The sequence below is a fragment of the Marinobacter sp. DS40M6 genome (genome assembly GCF_028581595.1).
Classification (GTDB): domain Bacteria; phylum Pseudomonadota; class Gammaproteobacteria; order Pseudomonadales; family Oleiphilaceae; genus Marinobacter; species Marinobacter salarius.
On record NZ_JAFCAE010000004.1, the window covers coordinates 24,157 to 45,681 of the forward strand.

The 21,525-nt window shown below is 58.9% G+C and carries 17 protein-coding genes; 7 read left to right on the plus strand and 10 right to left on the minus strand.

What is annotated here, in order from left to right; translation table 11 throughout:
* Positions 1 to 106 precede the first annotated feature (106 nt).
* Positions 107 to 721, plus strand: a complete 615-nt coding sequence (locus JJO78_RS10870) for a riboflavin synthase (RefSeq protein ID WP_041333724.1) — start codon at positions 107 to 109, stop codon at positions 719 to 721.
* On the opposite strand, the gene JJO78_RS10875 is transcribed toward JJO78_RS10870, so the two are convergent.
* The 6 genes from JJO78_RS10875 to JJO78_RS10900 form a co-directional block, all read right to left on the minus strand.
* Positions 700 to 1,842, minus strand: a complete 1,143-nt coding sequence (locus JJO78_RS10875) for a class I SAM-dependent methyltransferase (RefSeq protein WP_085680054.1) — start codon at positions 1,840 to 1,842, stop codon at positions 700 to 702. The two genes, JJO78_RS10870 and JJO78_RS10875, sit on opposite strands and share 22 nt — an antisense overlap.
* A 164-nt stretch (positions 1,843 to 2,006) precedes the next feature.
* Positions 2,007 to 2,858: a UDP-2,3-diacylglucosamine diphosphatase gene (locus tag JJO78_RS10880; protein ID WP_041333720.1), complete on the minus strand. Its 852-nt coding sequence runs from the start codon at positions 2,856 to 2,858 to the stop codon at positions 2,007 to 2,009.
* 82 nt (positions 2,859 to 2,940) lie between these two features.
* Positions 2,941 to 3,987 carry a class I SAM-dependent methyltransferase gene (locus JJO78_RS10885; RefSeq protein ID WP_127401620.1) on the minus strand — a complete coding sequence of 349 codons (1,047 nt, stop codon included), beginning with the start codon at positions 3,985 to 3,987 and terminating at the stop codon, positions 2,941 to 2,943.
* A 107-nt stretch (positions 3,988 to 4,094) separates the two neighbouring features.
* Positions 4,095 to 4,268, minus strand: coding sequence for a hypothetical protein (locus JJO78_RS10890; RefSeq protein WP_164732115.1), 174 nt, complete (start codon positions 4,266 to 4,268; stop codon positions 4,095 to 4,097).
* Positions 4,269 to 4,392: 124 nt separating this feature from the next.
* Positions 4,393 to 5,070, minus strand: coding sequence for a carbonate dehydratase (can, locus tag JJO78_RS10895; RefSeq protein WP_036204933.1), 678 nt, complete (start codon positions 5,068 to 5,070; stop codon positions 4,393 to 4,395).
* Between the two features lie 65 nt (positions 5,071 to 5,135).
* Positions 5,136 to 10,022 carry an NAD-glutamate dehydrogenase gene (locus tag JJO78_RS10900; RefSeq protein ID WP_036204931.1) on the minus strand — a complete coding sequence of 1,629 codons (4,887 nt, stop codon included), beginning with the start codon at positions 10,020 to 10,022 and terminating at the stop codon, positions 5,136 to 5,138.
* A gap of 144 nt (positions 10,023 to 10,166) precedes the next feature.
* Between JJO78_RS10900 and JJO78_RS10905 the strand changes: the two genes are divergently transcribed.
* The 6 genes from JJO78_RS10905 to JJO78_RS10930 are packed head-to-tail and all read left to right on the plus strand — an operon-like array spanning position 10,167 to position 17,139.
* Positions 10,167 to 11,129 (plus strand): AAA family ATPase, encoded by a 963-nt coding sequence (locus JJO78_RS10905; protein WP_036204929.1) that lies wholly within the window; start codon positions 10,167 to 10,169, stop codon positions 11,127 to 11,129.
* 10 nt (positions 11,130 to 11,139) lie between these two features.
* Positions 11,140 to 12,084, plus strand: coding sequence for a DUF58 domain-containing protein (locus JJO78_RS10910; protein ID WP_151983126.1), 945 nt, complete (start codon positions 11,140 to 11,142; stop codon positions 12,082 to 12,084).
* 19 nt (positions 12,085 to 12,103) lie between these two features.
* Positions 12,104 to 12,574, plus strand: a complete 471-nt coding sequence (locus tag JJO78_RS10915; protein ID WP_041333711.1) for a DUF4381 domain-containing protein — start codon at positions 12,104 to 12,106, stop codon at positions 12,572 to 12,574.
* Entirely contained in the window at positions 12,568 to 13,590 is a 1,023-nt protein-coding gene (locus JJO78_RS10920; protein ID WP_151982531.1) for a vWA domain-containing protein, read from the plus strand. The genes JJO78_RS10915 and JJO78_RS10920 overlap by 7 nt, the downstream gene beginning before the upstream one ends.
* Positions 13,583 to 15,394 carry a VWA domain-containing protein gene (locus JJO78_RS10925; RefSeq protein WP_151982533.1) on the plus strand — a complete coding sequence of 604 codons (1,812 nt, stop codon included), beginning with the start codon at positions 13,583 to 13,585 and terminating at the stop codon, positions 15,392 to 15,394. The genes JJO78_RS10920 and JJO78_RS10925 overlap by 8 nt, the downstream gene beginning before the upstream one ends.
* On the plus strand, positions 15,388 to 17,139 hold the full coding sequence (locus JJO78_RS10930; protein WP_273623678.1) for a BatD family protein: 1,752 nt from the start codon (positions 15,388 to 15,390) through the stop codon (positions 17,137 to 17,139). The genes JJO78_RS10925 and JJO78_RS10930 overlap by 7 nt, the downstream gene beginning before the upstream one ends.
* Positions 17,140 to 17,143: 4 nt before the next feature.
* Here JJO78_RS10930 and ccmI read toward each other — a convergent pair whose 3' ends face one another.
* The 4 genes from ccmI to JJO78_RS10950 are packed head-to-tail and all read right to left on the minus strand — an operon-like array spanning position 17,144 to position 21,488.
* Positions 17,144 to 18,421, minus strand: a complete 1,278-nt coding sequence (ccmI, locus tag JJO78_RS10935) for a c-type cytochrome biogenesis protein CcmI (protein ID WP_151982537.1) — start codon at positions 18,419 to 18,421, stop codon at positions 17,144 to 17,146.
* 42 nt (positions 18,422 to 18,463) lie between these two features.
* Positions 18,464 to 18,943, minus strand: coding sequence for a cytochrome c-type biogenesis protein (locus JJO78_RS10940; RefSeq protein WP_151983127.1), 480 nt, complete (start codon positions 18,941 to 18,943; stop codon positions 18,464 to 18,466).
* Entirely contained in the window at positions 18,943 to 19,479 is a 537-nt protein-coding gene (locus JJO78_RS10945) for a DsbE family thiol:disulfide interchange protein (protein WP_036204905.1), read from the minus strand. The genes JJO78_RS10940 and JJO78_RS10945 overlap by 1 nt, the downstream gene beginning before the upstream one ends.
* Complete coding sequence (locus tag JJO78_RS10950) at positions 19,476 to 21,488, minus strand: heme lyase CcmF/NrfE family subunit (protein WP_151982539.1); 2,013 nt, start codon at positions 21,486 to 21,488, stop codon at positions 19,476 to 19,478. The genes JJO78_RS10945 and JJO78_RS10950 overlap by 4 nt, the downstream gene beginning before the upstream one ends.
* Positions 21,489 to 21,525 lie beyond the last annotated feature (37 nt).

Below are 21,525 nucleotides of genomic sequence, written 5' to 3' on the forward strand. Positions count from 1 at the left end.
CCTGAGATGGTCACGATGGCTTGGCACCGACCCACAGGATCGCTATCCTTGCGACCATCAAGTGTGGCCCTATACGGCTACAGACACCAGTCGTCGAGGTTGAGACATGTTTACAGGCATTGTTCAGGGTATTGCCATCGTTGACGAGATTTCTGCCGTGCCCGGTCTGAGCACCTTCAGCATCCGCTTTCCGGAAAATCAGGCTCACAACGTGACCATTGGTGCGTCAGTGTCCATCGACGGCACCTGCCTGACGGTAACGCGACAGGAAGGCCAGAATCTTTATTTCGATGCCATGCAGGAAACGCTGCGCCTGACCACCCTGGGAAAGCTGAAGCCAGGGGATCGCATCAATTTCGAACGTGCGGCCCGGATAGGCGACGAAATCGGCGGGCACCTCCTCTCCGGCCACGTGCACACCACGGCCGATATCGTCGCGATCGACCGCCCCGAGAACAATTGCACCATCGAATTCGAGGTGCCGCAGGCATGGGCTCGCTATATCTTTCCCAAAGGCTACATCGCCATCAACGGCGCCAGCCTGACCATTGGCGACGTCAATGATAATCGCTTCAACGTTCACCTGATCCCCGAGACCCTGCGGGCAACCACCTTTGCCGATATGACGGTCGGCGACCGGGTTAACATCGAGATCGACAGTCAGACCCAGACCATCGTTGATACGCTGGCACGCATGGGTTACGACCGGCCACCCTCCTGAACAGAGGCTTCGAACACCACAAACTTTGGGTCTGCATCGAGTTGTCGCACCTGGCCAAAGTAGTGACGGAGACTGCGGTGATAACCCAGGTGCCGATTCCCCACCAGCAACATACATCCGCCAGGGGACAGGTGCCGAGCCACCTGACTGAAGAGACGAAGGGCAATATGGTCACCGACCACACCGCCTTCATGAAATGGCGGGTTTAACAGCACCAGATCATAACGGTCAGCCGCCTCCGGAATACCATCACTGTGATAAAAGCTCGCGACAGCGTCCGGGAAAGCCGTCAGGATATTTTGACGTGCGCTGGCAACCGCCTGACTGGAAACGTCCGCGAACGCAATCTCAAGCGCCGGATTGCGGGCCAGGGCCGTCAGCCCAAGCACACCGTTTCCGCAAGCCAGATCCAGTACCCGTGCTCCAGGGGCGAGATCCGCAATCTTCCGCTCAATGACCGGCAGCAGCAACCGCGAACCGATATCCAGCTTTGCTCTGGCGAACACCGCTGGCATACCCGATAGCTCGTACCGGGACGACAACCTGTATCCCCGCCAGAAATTCGGCCACTCCCGCAACGTATCCTCACCCCGGGCGGCAACCACCACCCTCGCTTTTTTGCGCGCGGGACAGACTTCCCGGGTGTTGACCAGTTCCCCAAACACATCAGCGCTGTGTGACGGCAGGTGCTTGATCATGCCACCGGCAATCAGCTTGCCTTCGGGTGACAGAACGCTGTTCACCCACCGCAACAGGCACGCCAGGTAGTCCAGTTGCCGGGGAATCCTCATAACAACAAGATCGAAGGGCCCTTCCGGCAGCTCCAGCCAGCTCTTTGGTGCCGGAATAGACAGATCGGCCGGAGCATTAATAACCAGGGATTCAGAGAGGAGACAGCTATCGGCAAAGGAAACAGGGAAGAAAGGCGCCAGACCCAGGGTCAAAGCCCCAAACTGGTCGTCAATGATCAACACCCGTGGGTGGCTCTGCGGCGTGCAACGCTCCAGAACCTGCTCCAGCAACTGCTCATCAGCGGCGTCCCAGGCCCGAAGGGTGTGGCCTCCACCGGGGCGTTTCAGGGGCAAGCGCCCGCCACTGAATGTTAGAACCTCACTTGTCATTTTAGGCATCCGCATCGTCATTCAGAAAACTGCGGACATTCTAGGCTGATTACTCTAGAAATTAACCCTACTCTGAAAGAACGATTTCAGGTTGCTCCGTTTGTTGTGGTAGCAAACCTTCTTGCCCCTCACCCCAGGGGCTTTTTTATGCCCGAAAAAAACCGCTATTTTGGCGTCGCATTGATGCTTTCGATAAACGCAGGCGACAGAACGTCGATGACGGGGCGCTGGCCGCCGCTGAACTCAGGGGCGGGCTGTGCAGGCTCCGAAGCAAGGATGCCCGGCTGTTCGGACCAGTGCAGGATATCCAGCTTACCATCGTGCCTCTCCACCAGCGCCGTACAGTGTTCCACCCAGTCACCGTCGTTGCAGTAGAGTCCTTCCTGACTGCGCAGAAAGCCAGCGGAGTGGATGTGACCACATATAAAACCGTCATAGTGTCCGCGTTCTGCCGCCGTCAGAGCAGCCAGTTCGAAGCGTCGAATGAATGACCGCGCCTTGCCGATACGGCTTTTGACCCAGGCCGCCAGGGACCAGTATGGCTTGCGGCGTAAGCGCCGCCAGGCATTGAACCAGCGGTTCAGGCGCAGCAGAAGGCCATGAGCCCTATCGCCTACCAGCAGCATCAAGGGGCTGCAGCGCACCACCTGATCAAACTGGTCGCCATGGCAGACCACGAACCGGCGACCGTCCGCCGTCGTGTGAATGGCTTTTTGCTTCAACTCGATACCTGCCAACGTCTGGCCGCAGAAGTGCCGCAGAAATTCATCGTGATTGCCAGGCACATAAACCACCCGCGTGCCGGCAGCGGCAATAGCCATAAACCGCCTCACAACCGCCTGATGGCTTTCCGGGAAGTGCACCCGCCGTTGCATAGCGATCAGATCAACGATATCCCCGACCAGGTACAGGGTCTCGCAGCTGACGTTGTCGAGAAAATCCAGAAGGTAGTCCGCCTGACAATCGGCGGATCCCAGGTGAACATCGGAAATGAAAACGCTCCGGTACTGATGCATCGGCTTCCCCCACCGGCCTGCTCAAGGATTATTCATACCTTGTCCGATGGCAATGACGACCGTATGACAGCCAGACGACAATTCAGTGACGGCGGGCGCTCCACACCGTGAAGCGTCGGTCGCCGGCGATCGTCTTGACCGGCCCGACGTGACGACGGATCAGTGCTTCATAGGGAAGAAACGTGTTCGCCACCAGGCGCAACTCACCGCCGGGCTCCAGGTGCTTTGCCACACCCTGCAGGAACCGCTCAGTCATGGATGTATCGGTACGGATACCGGTATGGAATGGCGGATTAGTGACAACTGCAGCGTAGCGGCCGTCGACGCCGGACAACCCGTCGGAGGCGTGAATCAAGCCATCCACGCCCGCCTCCCGGTAGGTCGCACGAGCACAGGCAACGGCCTGGAACTGCACGTCTACGCCGTCGACCGGAAAAACGCCCTGCTCCGCGGTTCGTTGGTGCAACTGCAACCAGGTGCCGATAACACCTGCGCCGCAGGCAAAATCCAGCACGGGTCCTTTTCCCAGCGGTGAGTCAGCAAGGGTTTGCAACAGCATGGCGGTACCATCATCCAGCTCACCGTCACTGAATATACCCGGCAAGCCGGCCATCCTGAAGCCAACTCCCTCGCACTCAACCGGATGCCACTGAAGCCAACGTTGAAGGTCAAACACTGGGCGCCTGGGCAGGCTATCGGCTTGCCAGACCTGGCAGTGGCGGGCACTGTCTGCCTTCGATGCTTGCGGTGCAAGCTCCTTCAGCTGCTTCACAGCGCCTGCAATACCTTCTTTCTTTTCGCCCACCAAGACCAGTCGAGCACCTTCGGCCGCCAGCCAAAGTGCCAACTCAAGCCTTACCGACAACTCAACTCGGGCCTTGGGGAGGAACACCACCAGGGTATCGGCCATGCCCGATGACAACTCCGGCGCATCATAGCCAAAAGCCGCCGTCCAGCCACTGACGGCCAGCAGCTGTTGGTAATTGCCAAAGTGTTCGGAAATCGTCAGTCCCCGATCCGGCAACCGGGGAAGCAACGCGGGATCGACCATGCCAATAATGGCCAGGCGACCACGCAACAGATTCTGGTTCTTGAGCAGGACTTCGTGGGAATTAGGCAGTGCAGACATTGATCAGCGTATCCCGGCGTTCGTATCAGGCGGGATACTCTAACCGGAATTGAGCCCTGAGTCTTGGCCCGGGCGGTCAGAAACCGGCAGATTACAACTCCGGCCTCCTACTTGTAGCGGGCAACCGTGTTGGCTCGCAAAGCGTCTTCTGGCGACATACCCCAATCTTCCACTGATTCCGGCTGCGGCGTCGTTTCACTGGTGCGGCGACGAGCCTGGGTGGACTGCGTCGTTTTGCGCTGACTCATGGCACTGAGCGCTTTTTGAACGATCTCTCGCATGGTTAACCTCCTGATATGTTACGAATTCAGTGTAACAATCCTTCAGGAGGTTAACTGTGATGACGTGCCGGGTCAGAAAGTGACGCCTGTCACGAATAATTGACACAATTTGACATTTTTTGCGTCAATTTTTATGGCGACCTGCACGGACCGGCCTCAACACCAGTTCATCAATGCTGTTTTGTTTGACGGCCTCGTGATCGGCCTCGGAGCTAATGGACAGCCCCATATCCCGAAGGATGCCGTCGGCCACGTCGTAGACGAATCCGTGCACGGTCAACGCCTGCCCACGACGCCAGGCCTCCTGCACAATGTTGTTTTGACAGACATGGCCAACCTGCTCCACCACGTTCAACTCGCACAGGCGGTCCACGCGGTCCTGATCGGTCGCCAGGCCATCAAGAATGCCCTGGTGTTTGTCTCGAACGTCCTGAACATGCCGCAGCCAGTTCGAAATCACGCCAAAGCCCTCATTGTTCAGGGCCGCCTTAACTCCCCCGCAGCCATAATGACCAACGACGAGGACATGCTTGACCTTAAGCACGTCAACGGCGAACTGAAGTACCGACAGGCAATTGAAGTCTGTGTGTACCACCACATTGGCCACGTTTCGGTGCACAAACAGCTCACCAGGCATCAGGTCAACAATCTGATTGGCCGGTACCCGACTGTCCGCGCAGCCAATCCAGAGGTACTCTGGTGCCTGCTGGTTGGACAGGCGGTCAAAAAACTGAGGGTCCTGGCTCTTGATGCCATCGGCCCAGGCCTTGTTATTGTCCAGCAAATGATCAAGCTGCCCCATCAAACCTCCTCCTAATGATCAACATTGCCCAGAATTGAACGGCAATCCGCGACATAAATCAATCATCAACTGGTCTGAGTCAGGTCGGAGTCGTGATGTTCGTGCATGGTGCTCTGAGCCAGATCCAGTAGCTCTCGCAACGCCACGGAAAACATCGCATATTCCGGTTCACGTACCCCTTTGAGTTCCGTCAGCATGGACTTCCAGCGGCTTATCATGGTGCTGTGCCGCGCCATCCAGTTATCAACAGCACCGCTGACATCCCCAGGCTTTGCAGCCAGCCTGAGTACACCCGTGGTCAACGCCCTCTGTTGCCAATCCAGGTCCTCACGGAAACTCTCCCTCGCAAGGGCCTGCCAGTGAGACGCGGGCACCAGGGCTGCAATGGCGTTGGCAAACCAGTTCAGATCCAGCTTGTCGCCGAGATCGTAATAGAGGTTGGCGACGGTTTTCAGAGGCATGCCCGTTGCCTCGCGGGCCTCGATGATGCCGAGAGACGAATAGAGGTAGCTGGTACCTGCCGCCACAGAGGCCAGATCTTCCGGCAAGCCAGACTCGACCAGTTCGTTATGGCGTTTTTTCCAATCAGCACAAGCCTGTTCGCCGAGATAATCCGGCAGGTCGGCCGTGATCTTCCAGACGCTGTCGGCGAAACGCTCCATATGGCTCTGAATACCAAGTTCTGCCCGGCGGTTGCGCAGCAGCCAGCGAACAGCTCGGCGAATCAGTCGCATCAGGTCACCCATCAGATCCATCTGAACCTTGGCCGGGATAAAGTAATCCAGGTATTCCACCTTGTCCCACCAAGTGTCCAGCCGGAAGACATCACGAGCGATGATCCAGGCCAACGCAATCGACGCCGCGTCGGCCCCGGTTGACTGCTTCAACCGCTCCACGAAGGTGATCCCCATGTGGTTGACCATGTCGTTGGCAATCTGCGTCGCAATGATCTCACGGCGCAATTGGTGCTCACCCAGCTCTTTGGAGAACTTGCGGGTCAGGTCCTGAGGAAACACCTTGTACATTTCCCCAGCCAACAGGGGCTCATCCGGCAAACTGCTGTCGATCAGGGTCTGCTTCAGATCCCCCTTGACGTAGGAAATCAGCACGGACAGTTCCGGACGGGTTAACCCTTTCTTGTCCAGCTTACGCTCGGACAGGGTTTCGTCGTCAGGCAGGAATTCCAGACTGCGATTCAGCTTGCCCTCGCTTTCCATGGTGTTCATCAGCCGGCGGTATTCTTCGAGCCGGGTAATGGCCCCCACACTGGCAATACTGATGGCCTGGGTCTGCCGATAATTGTTCTTGAGCACCAGGGCGGCCACATCATCCGTCATTTCCTCCAGCATGATGTTGCGCTGTTTATCCGTTAGATCCCCCATCGCAACCGCCTGGTTCAGGAGGATCTTCATGTTCACTTCGTGGTCGGAGCAATCCACACCGCCGGAGTTGTCGATGAAGTCGGTATTGAGCCGGCCGCCGCGTAGCGCGAACTCGATACGCCCGAACTGCGTCAGGCCCAGGTTCCCACCTTCGCCCACAATCTTGCAGCGCAGCTCAGAACCGTTGATACGAACCGCATCGTTGGCCTTGTCCCCAACGTCCCCGTGGGACTCGCCCTGACCCTTGACGTAGGTTCCAATGCCACCCACCCAAAGCAGGTCAGCCTGGGCCTTCAGAATGTGGGTAATCAACATGTTGGGCGGCACCCGGTCGGATTTAATCCCCAGTAGTTTCTTCATTTCCGGGCTGACTGGAATGGATTTGGCGCTGCGATTAAAGATGCCACCACCTTTGGAAATCAGGCTGGTGTCGTAATCAGTCCAGGACGAGCGTGGTAGCTCGAACAAACGCTTACGCTCTTTGTAGCTTTTCGCCGCGTCCGGCGCCGGATCGATAAAAATATGCACATGGTTGAAGGCGGCGACCAACTTTGTCTTTTCCGATGAAAGCAGGCCGTTGCCGAACACGTCTCCCGCCATATCACCGATACCGATGGCGGTGAACTCATCCAGGGCCGGGTTGATGCCCAGCTCGCGGAAATGGCGTTCCACGGACACCCAGGCACCACGGGCGGTTATGCCCATTTTCTTGTGGTCATAACCGTTGCTGCCACCGGAGGCAAAAGCATCCCCCATCCAGAAGCCATACTCTGCCGCCAGACCATTGGCGATGTCCGAGAAGGTTGCAGTCCCCTTGTCCGCAGCCACAACCAGGTAATGGTCATCCTCATCGTGACGAATCACCGACGCTGGCGGCTGGATACCGGCGTCCACCAGGTTGTCGGTAATGTCCAGCAGGCCACGGATGAACGTTTTATAGGCCTCGATGCCCTCGGCCTGGAAGGCCTCGCGATCCGACATGTCCGGAAGGCGTTTGGCCACGAAACCGCCCTTGGCACCGACTGGCACGATCACCGCGTTCTTGACCTGCTGGGCTTTCACCAGCCCGAGAATCTCGGTGCGATAGTCCTCGAAACGGTCGGACCAGCGCAAGCCCCCTCGGGCCACCTTGCCACCACGCAGATGCACGCCCTCAACCCGCGGTGAGTAGACGAAAATCTCGAACATGGGCATGGGCAGCGGCATATCCGGAATGCGGGAGGGGTCGAATTTCACACTGATATAGGGCTTTGTCTTACCTTCGCCGTCGGGCTGGTAATAGTTGGTACGCAGGGTAGCCTGCATCAGCTCCAGGAACAGGCGCAGGACCCGGTCTTCACTCAGGTTCTCTACCTCATCCAGCCCGGCGTTGAACTCGATCTCAAGCTTCTGTTGCGCAGCCGCACTTTTGCCCTCGCTCTGGTAACGCTCCGGATTGAAGCGCACCTCAAAGAATTCCAGCAACAACCGCGTCAGGTCCACATGGTTGACCAGGGTGTTGGAGATAAAGGTCTGGCTGTTGGAAAAGCGGATCTGACGCATGTAACGGGCGAAGGTCCGCAGCAAGGCGATCTCCCGCCAGCTCATATAGGAGGACAGCAGCAGCCTGTTGAAGGCGTCATTCTCGGCATCGCCGTACCACACGCGACGGAACAGATCCTCGAAAATAGGCCGGATACGATGGATATCCACCACTTTCCCACTGTGCGCCTGCAGGGTGAAGTCGTGTATCCATACGGTCTTGCCTTTCCGGTCACTGACTTCAAAGGGGTGCTCGCCGATCACCCGGAAACCCAGATTGTCGAATATGGGCATCACATCGGACAGCGGCAGCGGCTCATCCGGGTAGAAAAGCTTAAAGTGAAGCGTACTCTCATCCTCTTCCAGAGCCCGATAGAAGCTCATGGTGAGATGCTTTTCCTCAGCTGCACCGGAGATATGCTCAAGATCAATGGCAGCACGCCGGGGCGAGAACATGTCTTTGTAACTGGCAGGGAAACCGCCAGAGTACACGCGGAACATCTCGTTACCCTGCTCTTCGCCATAGGCCTCGGTCAGCGCTTCCAGCAGGCCATCACGCCAGGACTGTGCCAGCCCGATCACCTTGTCACGAATCTCGGAAATCGGAAGCTGCCGGTTTTCCACCTGGGGCACCCGTATCGTGAACTGCACCCGCGCCAGAACCGATTCGGAAAAGTGGGTCACAAATTCGATGTCTTCGGCACCCAGGGTCTCCAGCAACTCCTGTTCGACCTTCAGGCGCAACTCGGTGTTGTAGATATCCCGGGGGAAGAACGCCAGGCAGGTCACGAACTGGCCATACACGTCTTCCCGCATGAACAGCTCGATACGACGACGTTCCTGAATATAGAGAATGCTCTTGGCGACGGACAGCAGCTCGCCCGGCTCTATCTGGAACAGTTCGTCCCGGGGATACACCGTGAGGATCTGATCCAGTTCCTTGCCCGCGTAGTCATCACGCAGGAACCCCGACCGCCGCATGACCGTCTGGAACTTGCGGCGCAGCAGGGGAATTTCATCCGGGCGCTCGTTGTAGACCCGTGAGGTATACAACCCCAGGAAACGGCGCTCGCCGACCACCTCGCCCTTGCTGTTGAACTTCTTGACGGCGATGTAGTCCGGATAGGCCGGACGGTGAACCCGTGAACGCTGGGCCGACTTCGCGAAAATGAAGATATCATCGGTGCGGGTCATTTCATGCCGGGTGCGCTGTGGCAATTCATTGAGCCGAACGCGATCCGGGCGCTCGTTGTTCACCCGCAGGATGCCCAGTTCGGAATTCTCCACACGGCGGACCACCAACCCGCTCTTGTCCTTGGCGAAATCGTATTCGTCGTAGCCAAGGAAGGTGAAGTGGTCCTTGACCAGCCACGCCAGGAAGGCCTTCGCCTCTTCCTTTTCCTCCTCGTCGATACCGGCCGTGGTATTATCCAGCTCCCGGCTGATTTCATTGACTTTTTCAGTCACAATCGGGAAGTCACTGACCGCTATTCGGACTTCATGAAGAATGGTTTGCAGCACCTCTTCAAGCGATCTCAGGTCTTCCGGGCTGCTATGCCGGTCAATCTCCAGCACAATGAACGCCTCGTAGCTGGCATTGGCGGACTTCTTTTTCGGAGGATGCAGTTTTTTCAGTTTGCCCTGAGTGTCCCGCTCCACCTGAAGTATGGAGTGCTGAATCGAGTGGGTACCGATTTCCCGCTGGTTGATGGCAATTCGCAGGGAATCGATTAGAAACGGCATGTTCGGATGAAGAATAAAAATGACAGTATGCGTTGACTGCCAGCCATCACTTTCGAGGTCCGGATTGAACACGGACACAGGGGTTTCCTCGGCGGACCGTTTCTGAAGAAATTGCCAGGCCGCGAGGATAGCCCCATAGGTATCGGAAAATCGTCGACTTATAAGTTCTTCAAGAGGAATGTGAGCATAATGCTGCTTCGCGAATTCACTGATCTTTTTCGCTTCGGTTTTCGCTATTTTTTCAGCGAAAGCTTCGTCCAGCTGTTGGAAAAACTGTTCCTTGCTGGCGATCGTCAGCGCATTCATAGTCGACCTCTGTGAGTGTGAAATAAACGTAATCGGTGTACCGTCACATAAGCATAGTCAAAGCCTTGATTTTTGCCCCACAGATGCGAAAACTGCGGCATCTACTTACGCGAACCGTCTCTGCAGTAGGAGTGAACACCCCCCATGGCATTACAGCATACGTTTGGAGAGCTCAGGTCTCAGTTAGCAAAAAGGATTATTGGCCAGGAAAAACTGGTGGACCGTTTGCTGATTGCCCTGCTGGCCGATGGCCACCTGCTGGTTGAGGGCGCTCCCGGCCTGGCAAAAACCACCGCCATCAAGGCCCTCGCCGACCACCTCGAAGGCGACTTTCACCGTATCCAGTTCACCCCGGACCTGCTGCCATCCGACGTCACCGGCAGTGAGATCTACCGAGCCGAAACCGGGCAATTCGAGTTCCAGCATGGCCCGATCTTCCATAACCTGGTGCTGGCTGATGAAATTAACCGGGCGCCGGCCAAGGTACAGTCAGCGTTGCTCGAAGCCATGGGCGAACGCCAGGTCAGTGTCGGCATGCGCACCTTCCCGCTGGATCGCCTGTTCATGGTAATGGCCACCCAGAACCCCATCGAACAGGAAGGCACCTACCCCCTGCCTGAAGCCCAGCTCGACCGGTTCCTGATGCATGTAGTGATTGACTATCCGTCCGCCGTGGCCGAAAAAGAGATTCTTCACCTGGCGCGCAACGACTACCGCCGTGGGCAGGTGGCCGCTGAAGTCCGCCTGACGGCCGACCAGGTTTTCGAAGCCCGGCATGCGGTTTCCGACATCTATATGTCAGAGCCCGTCGAGCAATACCTGCTGGCTTTGGTGCTGGCCACCCGTGACCCGGCGTCACTCGACCCGGAACTGGCCCGCTGGACCGCCTTCGGAGCCAGCCCACGAGGCACCATCGCGCTGGACCGCTGCGCCAGAGCCATGGCGTGGCTGGAAGGACGGGACTACGTCAGCCCGGACGATGTGCGGAACATTGCCTTCGACGTTCTTCGCCATCGTATTTTGCTGACCTTCGAAGCCGAAGCCGAAGGCCTGACTGCAGATGCTATTATCCAGCGCCTGATAGACCGCGTTCCGGTAACAGCCTGACACCGTGACCATGACGCCCGAAGAGCCAGCGACTCATATTCCCCTTTCCGGTCTCATTCGCCTGCAGGCAGATGCCCGCGCATTGAAGTTGCCTGCTGCGCGCCCGGTAAGATCCCGGCAGGCCGGCCTGCAACGCTCTCCCCGGCGCGGGCGGGGCATGGCCTTTGCTGAAGTGCGCCAGTATCAGCCCGGGGACGATATCCGCAGCATCGACTGGCGGGTGACCGCCCGACGGCAGTCGCCGCACACAAAGCTCTACGAGGAAGAGCGCGAGCGCCCCGTGCTCCTGCTTTGCGACCTCGGGCCTTCACTGTTTTTCGCCAGCACCGGTGCCTACAAACAGGTCCGCGGCGCCCAGATTGCCGGTATCCTGGCCTGGCTTGCCCTCTGGTCTGGCGACCAGGTGGGAGGAATCGTTTTCAACGGCAACGAACTCACCGTACAGCGCCCGGCGCGGCGCAAGAAATCGGTACTGCAGTTCCTCGACACCGTGGCAAGGCAGCAAAGAAGCACGCGCGACTCAAGTGCCGTTGCGGCCGCCGGCGTGGAAAACGCCACCCTGGATACCGCCCTGCGGGAAGCTCGCCGTGTGGCCCACACCGGTAGCCGCATTTTCGTCATCAGTGACTTCCTGACCATTACCTCAGAAACGTCGCGGCTACTCGGTTCACTGGCACGTCACAACACGGTCAGCGCACTGAGAGTTGTTGACCCATTGGAGCTGAAGTTACCTGAAAGCGGTCGTTTCGCCATTGCCGGCGAAGACGGACCGGTGTGGTTCGATAGCAGCAACCCCCGCTTCCAGAGGGCCTATGCGAACAAGGTTCGCCAGCATACAGAGGCCCTTGAGGAGTGCTTTCGAACGGCAGGTGTCCAGCCCGCCAGCGTCATGACCGGCGATCAGCCAGCGTTGGCGTTGCAGGCACTGCTTGGCCCCCGGGGGCACATCGGATGACAGGAACCGCAAAGACCCCATGATGCAACAGGACCCACTGAGCCAGCTCAGAGACATTCACCTGCCACAATCCGGAGGCTTCTGGCCACCGGCGCCCGGCTGGTGGTTGCTGATGGCTATCGCAATTGCCCTGGGCATTCTGGCGTTTGTGCTGATCCGACGAAAACGGCGCAAAAACCGCTGGCTGAAAACCGCCATTACAGAATTGAACCGACTGGAGCAGGCCGCAACACCCAACAGCCAATGGTTCGGCGCGCTGAACGCTCTACTGAAACAAGCCGCGCGTATCCGCTACCCTGAACGCCTCCCGGAATCCCTGTCCGGCGAACCCTGGGTTCGCTTTCTTCTGGAAACCAGCCCGAAGGATCGCATTGCCTCACGCCCGGTGGTGGAAGCCATGGTGAACAGCAGTTGGCAACCAACCCCCGAGTGCCATACCAGTGATGCTATCGCGTTCGCCCGTGTCTGGCTGGGAGGCCAAAAATGCTGAGCCTTGCGTTTCCATGGGCCCTGCTACTGGCTCTGGTGCCCCTGATAATCCGTTTACGCAAACGCAGTGCTCAGACTGTGGAGGCACCTGTTTTTCCGGTCGGGCATTGGTTATCGGACCTGCCGGGTGTCAGCCGTAGCGGCAGCCACGCCCCCCTTTGGCAGCAACTGGCACTGTTGCTGATCTGGCTGCTGCTGGTCGTGGCCCTGGCGCGCCCCCAACACGTCGGCGAACAGGTACAGTTGCCGGTCAGCGGTCGTGACCTGCTTCTGGCAGTGGATATTTCCCCGTCAATGGACGAACAGGACATGGTCATCCAGGGCCGCAGCATAAACCGACTACAGGCGGTGAAGCGCGTGCTGGATGACTTTATCCAGCGCCGTGAAGGTGACCGCCTGGGGCTGCTGTTGTTCGGTACGGAACCCTATATCCAGGCGCCGCTGACCTTTGACCTCGCCACCGTTCGCACGCTGCTGCATGAAGCCGGTATCGGCATGGCCGGGCGGGCCACGGCCATCGGCGACGCCCTTGGTCTGGCGGTCAAACGCCTTCGTGATCGCCCCCAGGAACAACGCGTGGTGATCTTGCTGACCGATGGCGCCAACACCGCTGGTGAGATCGCGCCGGACAAGGCGGCGGAGATTGCAAAAGCCGCTGGCGTACGCATCTACACCATCGGGATTGGTGCCGAAACCATGGTTCAGCGCGGGCTGCTCGGCTCGCGCCGGGTCAACCCATCCCGCGACCTCGATGAAGGTTTGCTGACGCGAATTGCCCAGCAGACCGGCGGTGAGTACTTCCGGGCCCGCAGTCTGCCCGAGCTGGAACTGATCTACGAAAGCATCAACCAGCTCGAACCCATCGAACTGGAAGGCAAACACTATCGACCGGTGACTGAACTGTACGTCTGGCCCGCCGGGATTGCCGTCCTGATCTGGCTGCTACTCCAGGGCGCCAGAGTGGCCAGCAACCGGCTTGAGACCAGAAACAACGCACGGGGAGGGAACCATGGCTGATTTTCACTTCCTGCGCCCACTGTGGCTGCTGTTACTTCTTGTCGCCCTTGTCCTGCCGCTGGTATTCAAACGCGTCCGCCAGAGCGACAGTGGCTGGAGCCGCGTGATACCGCCGCAACTGCTGCGCCCACTGATCAGTCAGTCTGGCGCAGCGGGCGGTCAAAAACGCTCGCCCGTATTGCCGGTCGTTGCCGCCCTCGTGGCGCTTGCCGTTGCCCTCGCCGGCCCGTCGTGGCGCAAGGCGCCCACGCCACTGCAACAACAGAATGACAGCCTTGTTATCGTGCTGGACCTGTCGCTGTCAATGCTTGCCACCGATGTAACGCCCGACCGCCTGACTGTGGCCAAGCGCAAGATTCGCGATATTCTGAAAGCACGGGAGGGAAGCCTGACCGCCCTGGTGGTCTATGCCGCGGACGCTCATGCGGTCACACCGCTGACGGATGACAGCAATACCATCGAGGGCATGCTGGAGGTACTCGAACCGGTGATCATGCCCGCTGCAGGAAACCGAACCGATCTCGGCATACAACGTGGCCTTGACCTGCTGGAACAGGGCGCCCCGGGAACAGGGCGACTGTTACTGATTGCAGACAATGTGGACGAGCGTTACCTTCCTCGCATCAGCGATACCCTGACGGGCAGTCGGTTCGCGCTCAGCACCCTGACCGTTGGTACGTCAGAGGGTGGTCCAATACCGCTGGCACGCCAGGGATTCATTCGTGATGGCGGCGACATCGTGATTACCCGTGCGGACCCCGCAGGCATGGCGGAACTGGCGAAAAGCAATGGTGGAGACAGCCATAGCCTGACCATTACGGACGAGGACATCCGCAGCCTGGAGCTGCGCCCCATTGACTCGGACAACTGGCAAGACAGCGAGCGCGACCTGACGGTCAACCGCTGGCAGGATGATGGCTACTGGCTATTGTGGCTGGCCGCGCCACTGGCATTGCTCGGCTGGCGTCGCGGTGCCATGGTGGCGATACTGCTAACACTTTTGCCCCTCACCCCACGTCCCGCAATGGCCATGGACTGGGACGCCCTTTGGTCCCGGGAGGATCAGCGTGCGCCCGCGCTGATCGAAGAAGCCCCGGAACAGGCAGCCAGGATTCTCGACAATCCGCAGTGGCGTGGTAGTGCACTCTATCGCTCAGGTGACTATGAGTCCGCAGCGGGCGCGTTCGCCAGCGAAGACACACCCAGGGCAAGCTACAACCGCGGCAACGCCCTGGCCCGTGCCGGCAAGCTGGAAGAAGCCCTCGAGGCCTACGAGAATGTGCTGGCGAAGCAACCTGGACATGAAGACGCCTTGTTCAACCGCGACCTGGTGAAACAGCTGCTGGAGCAGCAACAGAACCAATCCAGCGGGGACGGCAGTGAATCGTCAGATCAGGACGGCAATCAACAGCAGCAGGGTAACCAGCAGAACTCACAGAATGGGTCGGATACTCAGAACCAGGACGGCGACCCGTCAGATCAGGCCGGGCAGAACCAGCCGGATAATCAACACAATGGACAGCAAAAGAACGAGCCAGAGGATAGCCAACGGAACGGCCAAAGCGACCAACAGGAAAAGCAGGCGGAGAGCGCTCAACAACGCCAACGTGATGCCGACGCTTCAGAGAGCGACGGACAAACATCCAGGGCACCGGCGGAGCTTGATACTTCCCCGCTGACCCAGGGACAGGAACAATGGCTCCGGCGCGTGCCCGATAATCCGGGCGGACTGTTGAGGCGCAAATTCCTGCAACAATACCAGGAACGAGAAACACCATCTGACGAGGGCGATACACCATGGTAAGCCGGCTGACCGGTCCGTTTATTCTGATACTGCTGCTTGTCACCATGGCAGGACCGGCCATGGCAGCCAACGATCTGACCGTCGAACCCGACAGAACCCGTCTTTACGAGGGCGAAGTGCTTACCCTGAGCGTCAAGGGCAGCACCAAAATCGATATCAATCTGGGAAACCTGTTCGATTTCGACTTGTCGAGTCTGCCAAAACCGGACATCGAAAAGGTAGAAGACGACTTCGAAATTCTCGCCCGCAACCAGCAATACTCCATTCGCACCGTCAACAATGAAATGGTGGGCGAGATCACATGGACGTACCAGCTCGCGCCCAAAAAGACCGGTGAATTGACCATTCCGCCCCTGAGCTTCCGAGATTCCCGTTCAACCCCCGTCACCATTGAGGTTATCAGCGGCACCCCACCCGATCAGGAGACCGAGGCCCAAAGAGACAGCTTTATCGAGCTGGCCGCAGACAAGGACGAAGTGTACGTTCAGGAACAGTTGGTGCTCACCATCAAGCTGTTTTTCACCGGCAACCTCATTCGCGGCGAGCTCTCCGAACCGGAGCACCCGAATGCCATTGTCGAATCGCTGGGCAAGCAGAACGAGTACACCCGCTACCGGGACGGTGTTCGCTATCGCGTGGTTGAGCGCCGTTACGCCTTGTTTCCCCAAAGAGAAGGACAACTCAGTCTGCAGCCCATCCGCTTTGAGGGCCAGGCCCGGAATGAACAGGGCCAATTGAAGTTTCTCCGCGACAGCGCCAACCTGTTTGATATCACCGTCAAGGGTGTGCCAGCGGAATTCAGCGGAGACACCTGGTTGCCCGCCCGCACGCTGGAGCTGACCCAGTCCGGACTGCCACGAAACCAGAACCTGACAGCGGGCCAGAACCTTACCAGAAGCCTCACCATGAGGACGGAGGGCCTGCCTGCCGAATCGCTGCCGCCGCTCCCGGAACAGACGCCCGATAGCATACGGGCTTACCCGGAAAAGCCCGAGCGCACGACCACACCCGGCACAGAAGGGCTGACTTCGACACTGACCCAGACCACGGCACTGGTGCCAGTGCAGCCTGGAAAATTAACCTTGCCCGAGATCCGGATCCCCTGGTGGGATACTGAAAGCGACAGCGAAAAAGTAGCGGTTATTCCAGCACATACGCTGGTCGTTGAGGGGATACCCGGCCAGATCGACTCGGTGCCCAGTAATCCGGAAGACGCGTCGGAAACGGACACCAGGACCAACGATGACCCGGTATCAGGTGAGCCTGACGGAGAATCCGGCGCTGGCTTCTGGCCGTTGGCCACCCTGGCCGTTGTGGTGGGTTGGCTGATCACACTGGCGGCCTGGTGGTACAGCAGGCGCCGCACCAGTGCTGGCAAGGTCGTGGCAAGTCAGGGAGACAACCGGGAAAAGGTGCTATTCCGGGATCTGTGCGAGGCAGCGCAGGCGGGATCGCCCAAAACGACCGACCTGCTTGTACGTTGGATGACTCAAAGGCATCCGGAACGCACCTTCCAAAGCGTAACGGATGTGAACCGGTTTCTGGACGACACGGAACTGGCCGCCGAGATCGAACAGCTTCAGCAGCGATTATTCGGGACACCCGGTGAATCGGCTACGTCGGAGCCCTGGCAGGGAGAACGGCTTGTGGCAGCGCTGATCCGCGTGCGCGGAACCGCCAGTGAGTCAGCTCCCGGGGATCATCTGCCGCCGCTCTACCCGCAGGGCCTGAGCACCAGCCGGTGACAGATTACTGCACCAGTTGGGTGTCAATTACCAGGGTGACAGGCTCGTTTTCGCCTTCACCCACTGGCACCGGCTGATCCACCTCGCCCTGCCAGTCACCCGCCTGGGGCCTGGCGTTGCCAGAGCGCGACAGGCGCGCTTGCAGGCGCACTTCACCCGCCTCCGACAGCTTTGCATTCGCGGACATATTGAAGCGGTCGTCCAATCGGATCTCCATCGGTAACTGGCCCGCACTCAGCCGTGCCACAGCCAGAGGTGGCCCGCCCTGAACATTCGCGCGACGCGCCAGAACAAACAGGGTGGTGTCGTCAGGAATCTCGCCCCGGAATGCTTCGTCTATTTCCACCTGGACGGTTACGCCGGCCCCGGATACCTCTGACGGCTGCTCCTGCGGCATCTCCCGACCCAGGCGCTGATAGGCCTGTTCAATGCCCTGGCGGATGGACGTAATCTGGGGATGATTGGGCGCCACCGACACAATGCGCTCCCAATACCGGATCGCCTCCTCAAAGTTCTGCTGGCTGAAGGCATGGATGCCGAGCAGGCCGAGGGAATTGACCTCGTCGGGATTCAGCGATCTGGCTTTTTCAATGGCGTTCGACACCTCTGGGTTGAGGTCACCCTCACTCAGGAAAAATGCAGCCTGGGCTGACAATCCCCAGGCGACAGCTTTACCGCTCTCATCATCCTCGATACTCTCTGCCAGCCGTTCGAAGGCCCACGCCGCATCCTCATACTGCTCGATGCGCATATAGCTACGCCCCAGCATGGCCCAGCCCTCGGTGTTCTCCGGATTGTCCTCCAACCGCTCGCGAAGCTGGGCCGTCAGTTCCTGCATCTGGCCCAGGCGATCGCTGTCGGCAGCCATCATTTCCTGCATGGCGCGGAACTGCTCGACGTCGTCCATGGCGCCCCACTGTCCGTACAGGTATACCGCAGCGGCGGGAATAACCGCGAGGCTGGCAATCGCAATGACGATGGCGCTTTTCCCGCCTCTGGCCCGATCCGGTGAAGCAATAACACCACGCTCAGCATCCGGGACATCATCAAGCATGCTGCCGGCCAGCTCTTCCCGGAGCTGTTGATAGCTTTCCTCGTCCAGCGCGCCGGCTTCAAACTCGCGATCCAGTTCCGCCATTCGGCTGCGATATGCCAGCAGGTTCTGGTTGCGCAGATCCATTTCCGCGCGCCGGCCGGAACGGTGCAGGAACAACGGCGCCACCACAAACGCCAGGGCAAGTACGATTAATACAGCGGCCGTCAGCCAGAAGGTCTGTGTCATAGAACGGTCATTAATCCGGTTGAGAAAGAGTGTTGTTTGAAGTCAGGTGCGGTTGGAGTCATCGCCATCGAGCATTCTGGATGCCCGTGCACGCTCTTCGTCGGTTAGGGCTGGCTCGTCCTGGCCGGCCCTGCGGGAACGGATGACAATCCCGGCCACCACCATCAGGCCACCCAGGACCACAATGGCTGGTGTTGCCCACAGCAGGATGGTGCGGCTATCCACCTCCGGCTTGTATCGCACGAATTCACCAAAGCGGTCGACCAGTGCTCCGACAATTTCCTCGTTGCTGGCGCCATCAGACATCATCCGGTACACCTCGTCGCGCATGTCCTTGGAAATCGGCGCATTGGAATCGGCGATGTTCTGGTTCTGGCACTTCGGGCAACGCAACTCCGAAATCAGGGTCTGGAACCTCTGCTCCTGCGCCTGCGTATCAAATCCGTAAACGTCACGGGCATCCGCTACCGACATCGGCGCAATTGTCATCAGTAACAGCCATGCAAACACCGGGCGCCACATCAGATCTTCTCCCTGAACCGATCGACGATGGGCTTGATGTCCTGCTTCCATACTTTTTCGTTAACCACGCCAACATGGCGGTAACGCACAATACCTTCGGCATCAATGACATAGGTTTCCGGCGCGCCATAAACCCCCAGGTCAAACCCGAGGCTGCCACGGGGATCGTAGATCGACACCTGATACGGGTCGCCCAACCGATCAAGCCAGACCAGGGCATCATCCCGGTTGTCCTTATAGTTAAGGCCAACGATGCGCACGCCTTTCTCTTCCGCCAGCCAGACCAGATCACCATGCTCATCCCGGCAGGCCGGGCACCAGGTACCCCAGACATTCAGCAGGGACACATGCCCTTCAAAAACCTCACGAGTCAGCTCGCGACTTTCGTTGTGGAGATCCGTCAACAAAAACTCGGGCACCGGTTTGCCGATCAACGCCGACTCGAGTTTGTTGGGGTCTTTGCCAATACCGGCGAACAGGACCACTCCGAGTACCACAGCGAGGATCAACGGCGTGAACAGCAGCAGCCGCTTCATGACGCCGCTCCTACCGGGTCTGCTCCGCGCTCACCGCCTGCGTTCGGTGCCTTGGCCTTACCGTTTTCCGCAACCTTGTCGCGAATGCGATAGCGGCGGTCCGAAATGGCCAGGAAGCCACCAGCGGCCATAAACAGCGCCCCCAACCACAACCAGCGGACCAGCGGTTTGTATTGAAGCCGGATCGCCCAGGCATCGTCAGACACCCGCTCACCGATGGCGACAAAAATATCCCGGAACAGACCGCCGTCAATACCAGCCTCGGTCATGGTGTTACGTTGAACCATATATCGGCGCTTCTCCGGGTATAGCGTGGATATCAGACCGCCATCCGAATCGTAAACCTCAAAACGGCCGTATTCCGCGGTGAAGTTCTGCCCTCTTCGGTTGCCAATTTCGGCAAACGCAACCCGATAATCACCGACCATCGCGGTGTCCCCGGGCGACATGCGTACGTCCCGCTCGATACCGTAGTTGGACGCGACCGTCGCACCCGCCATGGTGATGGCCAGCCCCAGATGCCCGAACACCATGCCGTAGTAACTGCGGGATTGACGCCTGAGGCCGTGGAGGCGCCCCTTCCGTGACCCGGACTTTTCCCAGAGATCCCAAAAGGTGGCCACCGTAATCCACATCGCTGAGAACAGGCCCCCAAACGCCCAGGGCTCAAACTTGCCGTACCCAACCAGCACAGCACTGGTCCCGATCATACTGACAGCCAACGGCCACAGCAGTTTGCGGCCCAGCCAGCCGCCGTCGGTTTTCTTCCAGCGGGAGAATATACCTGCCCCCAACAGCAAGCCGGCGGCAATTCCAAGGGGGCTGAAGGTTAGATTGAAGAAGGGTTCACCGATGGATAGCCGCCCCATGTCCAGGTAGTCCAGAACCAATGGATAAAGAGTCCCCACCAACACCAACAGGGTTGCGGCAACCAACAACACATTGTTCATCAGCAGGAAGATTTCACGGGACAGGCTGCCGTAACGGGAGCGCACATGCACCACCGGCGCCCTGAACGCGTAAAGGGTCAGGCTCGAAACAATCGTAATCGCCAGTAGCGCCAGCAGGAATGTCCCCCGGTCGGGGTCTGAGGCGAAGGCGTGGACAGAGGTCAGCACCCCGGAACGCACCAGGAAGGTTCCCAGCAGGCTCAGGGCGAAGGTTACGATGGCCAGCAGCACGGTCCAACTCTTGAATACGCCGCGCTTCTCGGTGACGGCCAGACTGTGCATCAGCGCCGTTCCCGACAACCAGGGCAGCAGCGAGGCATTCTCGACCGGGTCCCAGAACCACCAGCCGCCCCAACCCAGTTCGTAATAGGCCCACCAGCTACCCAGGGCAATGCCCAGGGAAAGAAAAGCCCAGGCCACTGTGGTCCAGGGGCGGGACCAACGAGCCCAGGCCGCATCCAGTTTGCCATTGATCAGCGCGGCAATGGCAAAGGCAAAAGCCACGGAGAAGCCCACATACCCCATGTACAACATGGGTGGATGCACGATCAGCCCGAAATCCTGCAACAGCGGGTTCAGGTCGGCGCCATCGGCCGGCACATTGGGGAGCGTACGATCGAAAGGATTGGAGGTCATGATGGTAAACAACAGGAAGCCCACCGTGACCATACCAAGCACCGACAACACCTGGGATACCATCACCGACGGCAGGCGCCGGCTGAATATGGCGACCGCCAGCGTCCAGCCAACGAGCATCAGCACCCAGAGCAGCAGCGAGCCTTCATGGCCGCCCCAAACCGCGCTGAATTTGTAGTACCAGGGCAGCATGCTATTGCTGTTGTTGGCGACATAGGCCACGGAAAAGTCATCGGTCACAAACGCGTGAGTCAGAAGACCAAAGGCCAGGGCAACGAAGACGAACAGGCCTGCTGACAGCGGCCGGGCGAAGGCCAGCAACTGGTCACGACCCGTCACCGAGCCCACCAGGGGGACCACGGAAAGGAGCACTGCCAGCAACAGCGCGAGTATCAGGGCGATCTGTCCGAGTTCCGGATACATCAGGATTCTCCAACTCTCTTAAACGTGGGCCAGCAAC

Coding starts and splice junctions, on each gene's coding strand:
- JJO78_RS10945 (WP_036204905.1), bottom strand. CDS start 19,479: ATGAAGCGGCTGCTGCTGTTCACGCCGTTGATCCTCGCTGTGGTACTC.
- can (WP_036204933.1), bottom strand. CDS start 5,070: ATGGGGCAGCTTGATCATTTGCTGGACAATAACAAGGCCTGGGCCGAT.
- JJO78_RS10905 (WP_036204929.1), top strand. CDS start 10,167: ATGGCATTACAGCATACGTTTGGAGAGCTCAGGTCTCAGTTAGCAAAA.
- JJO78_RS10930 (WP_273623678.1), top strand. CDS start 15,388: ATGGTAAGCCGGCTGACCGGTCCGTTTATTCTGATACTGCTGCTTGTC.
- JJO78_RS10890 (WP_164732115.1), bottom strand. CDS start 4,268: ATGCGAGAGATCGTTCAAAAAGCGCTCAGTGCCATGAGTCAGCGCAAA.
- JJO78_RS10875 (WP_085680054.1), bottom strand. CDS start 1,842: ATGACAAGTGAGGTTCTAACATTCAGTGGCGGGCGCTTGCCCCTGAAA.
- JJO78_RS10900 (WP_036204931.1), bottom strand. CDS start 10,022: ATGAATGCGCTGACGATCGCCAGCAAGGAACAGTTTTTCCAACAGCTG.
- ccmI (WP_151982537.1), bottom strand. CDS start 18,421: ATGACACAGACCTTCTGGCTGACGGCCGCTGTATTAATCGTACTTGCC.
- JJO78_RS10940 (WP_151983127.1), bottom strand. CDS start 18,943: ATGTGGCGCCCGGTGTTTGCATGGCTGTTACTGATGACAATTGCGCCG.
- JJO78_RS10880 (WP_041333720.1), bottom strand. CDS start 2,858: ATGCATCAGTACCGGAGCGTTTTCATTTCCGATGTTCACCTGGGATCC.
- JJO78_RS10870 (WP_041333724.1), top strand. CDS start 107: ATGTTTACAGGCATTGTTCAGGGTATTGCCATCGTTGACGAGATTTCT.
- JJO78_RS10915 (WP_041333711.1), top strand. CDS start 12,104: ATGATGCAACAGGACCCACTGAGCCAGCTCAGAGACATTCACCTGCCA.
- JJO78_RS10885 (WP_127401620.1), bottom strand. CDS start 3,987: ATGTCTGCACTGCCTAATTCCCACGAAGTCCTGCTCAAGAACCAGAAT.
- JJO78_RS10920 (WP_151982531.1), top strand. CDS start 12,568: ATGCTGAGCCTTGCGTTTCCATGGGCCCTGCTACTGGCTCTGGTGCCC.
- JJO78_RS10950 (WP_151982539.1), bottom strand. CDS start 21,488: ATGTATCCGGAACTCGGACAGATCGCCCTGATACTCGCGCTGTTGCTG.
- JJO78_RS10910 (WP_151983126.1), top strand. CDS start 11,140: ATGACGCCCGAAGAGCCAGCGACTCATATTCCCCTTTCCGGTCTCATT.
- JJO78_RS10925 (WP_151982533.1), top strand. CDS start 13,583: ATGGCTGATTTTCACTTCCTGCGCCCACTGTGGCTGCTGTTACTTCTT.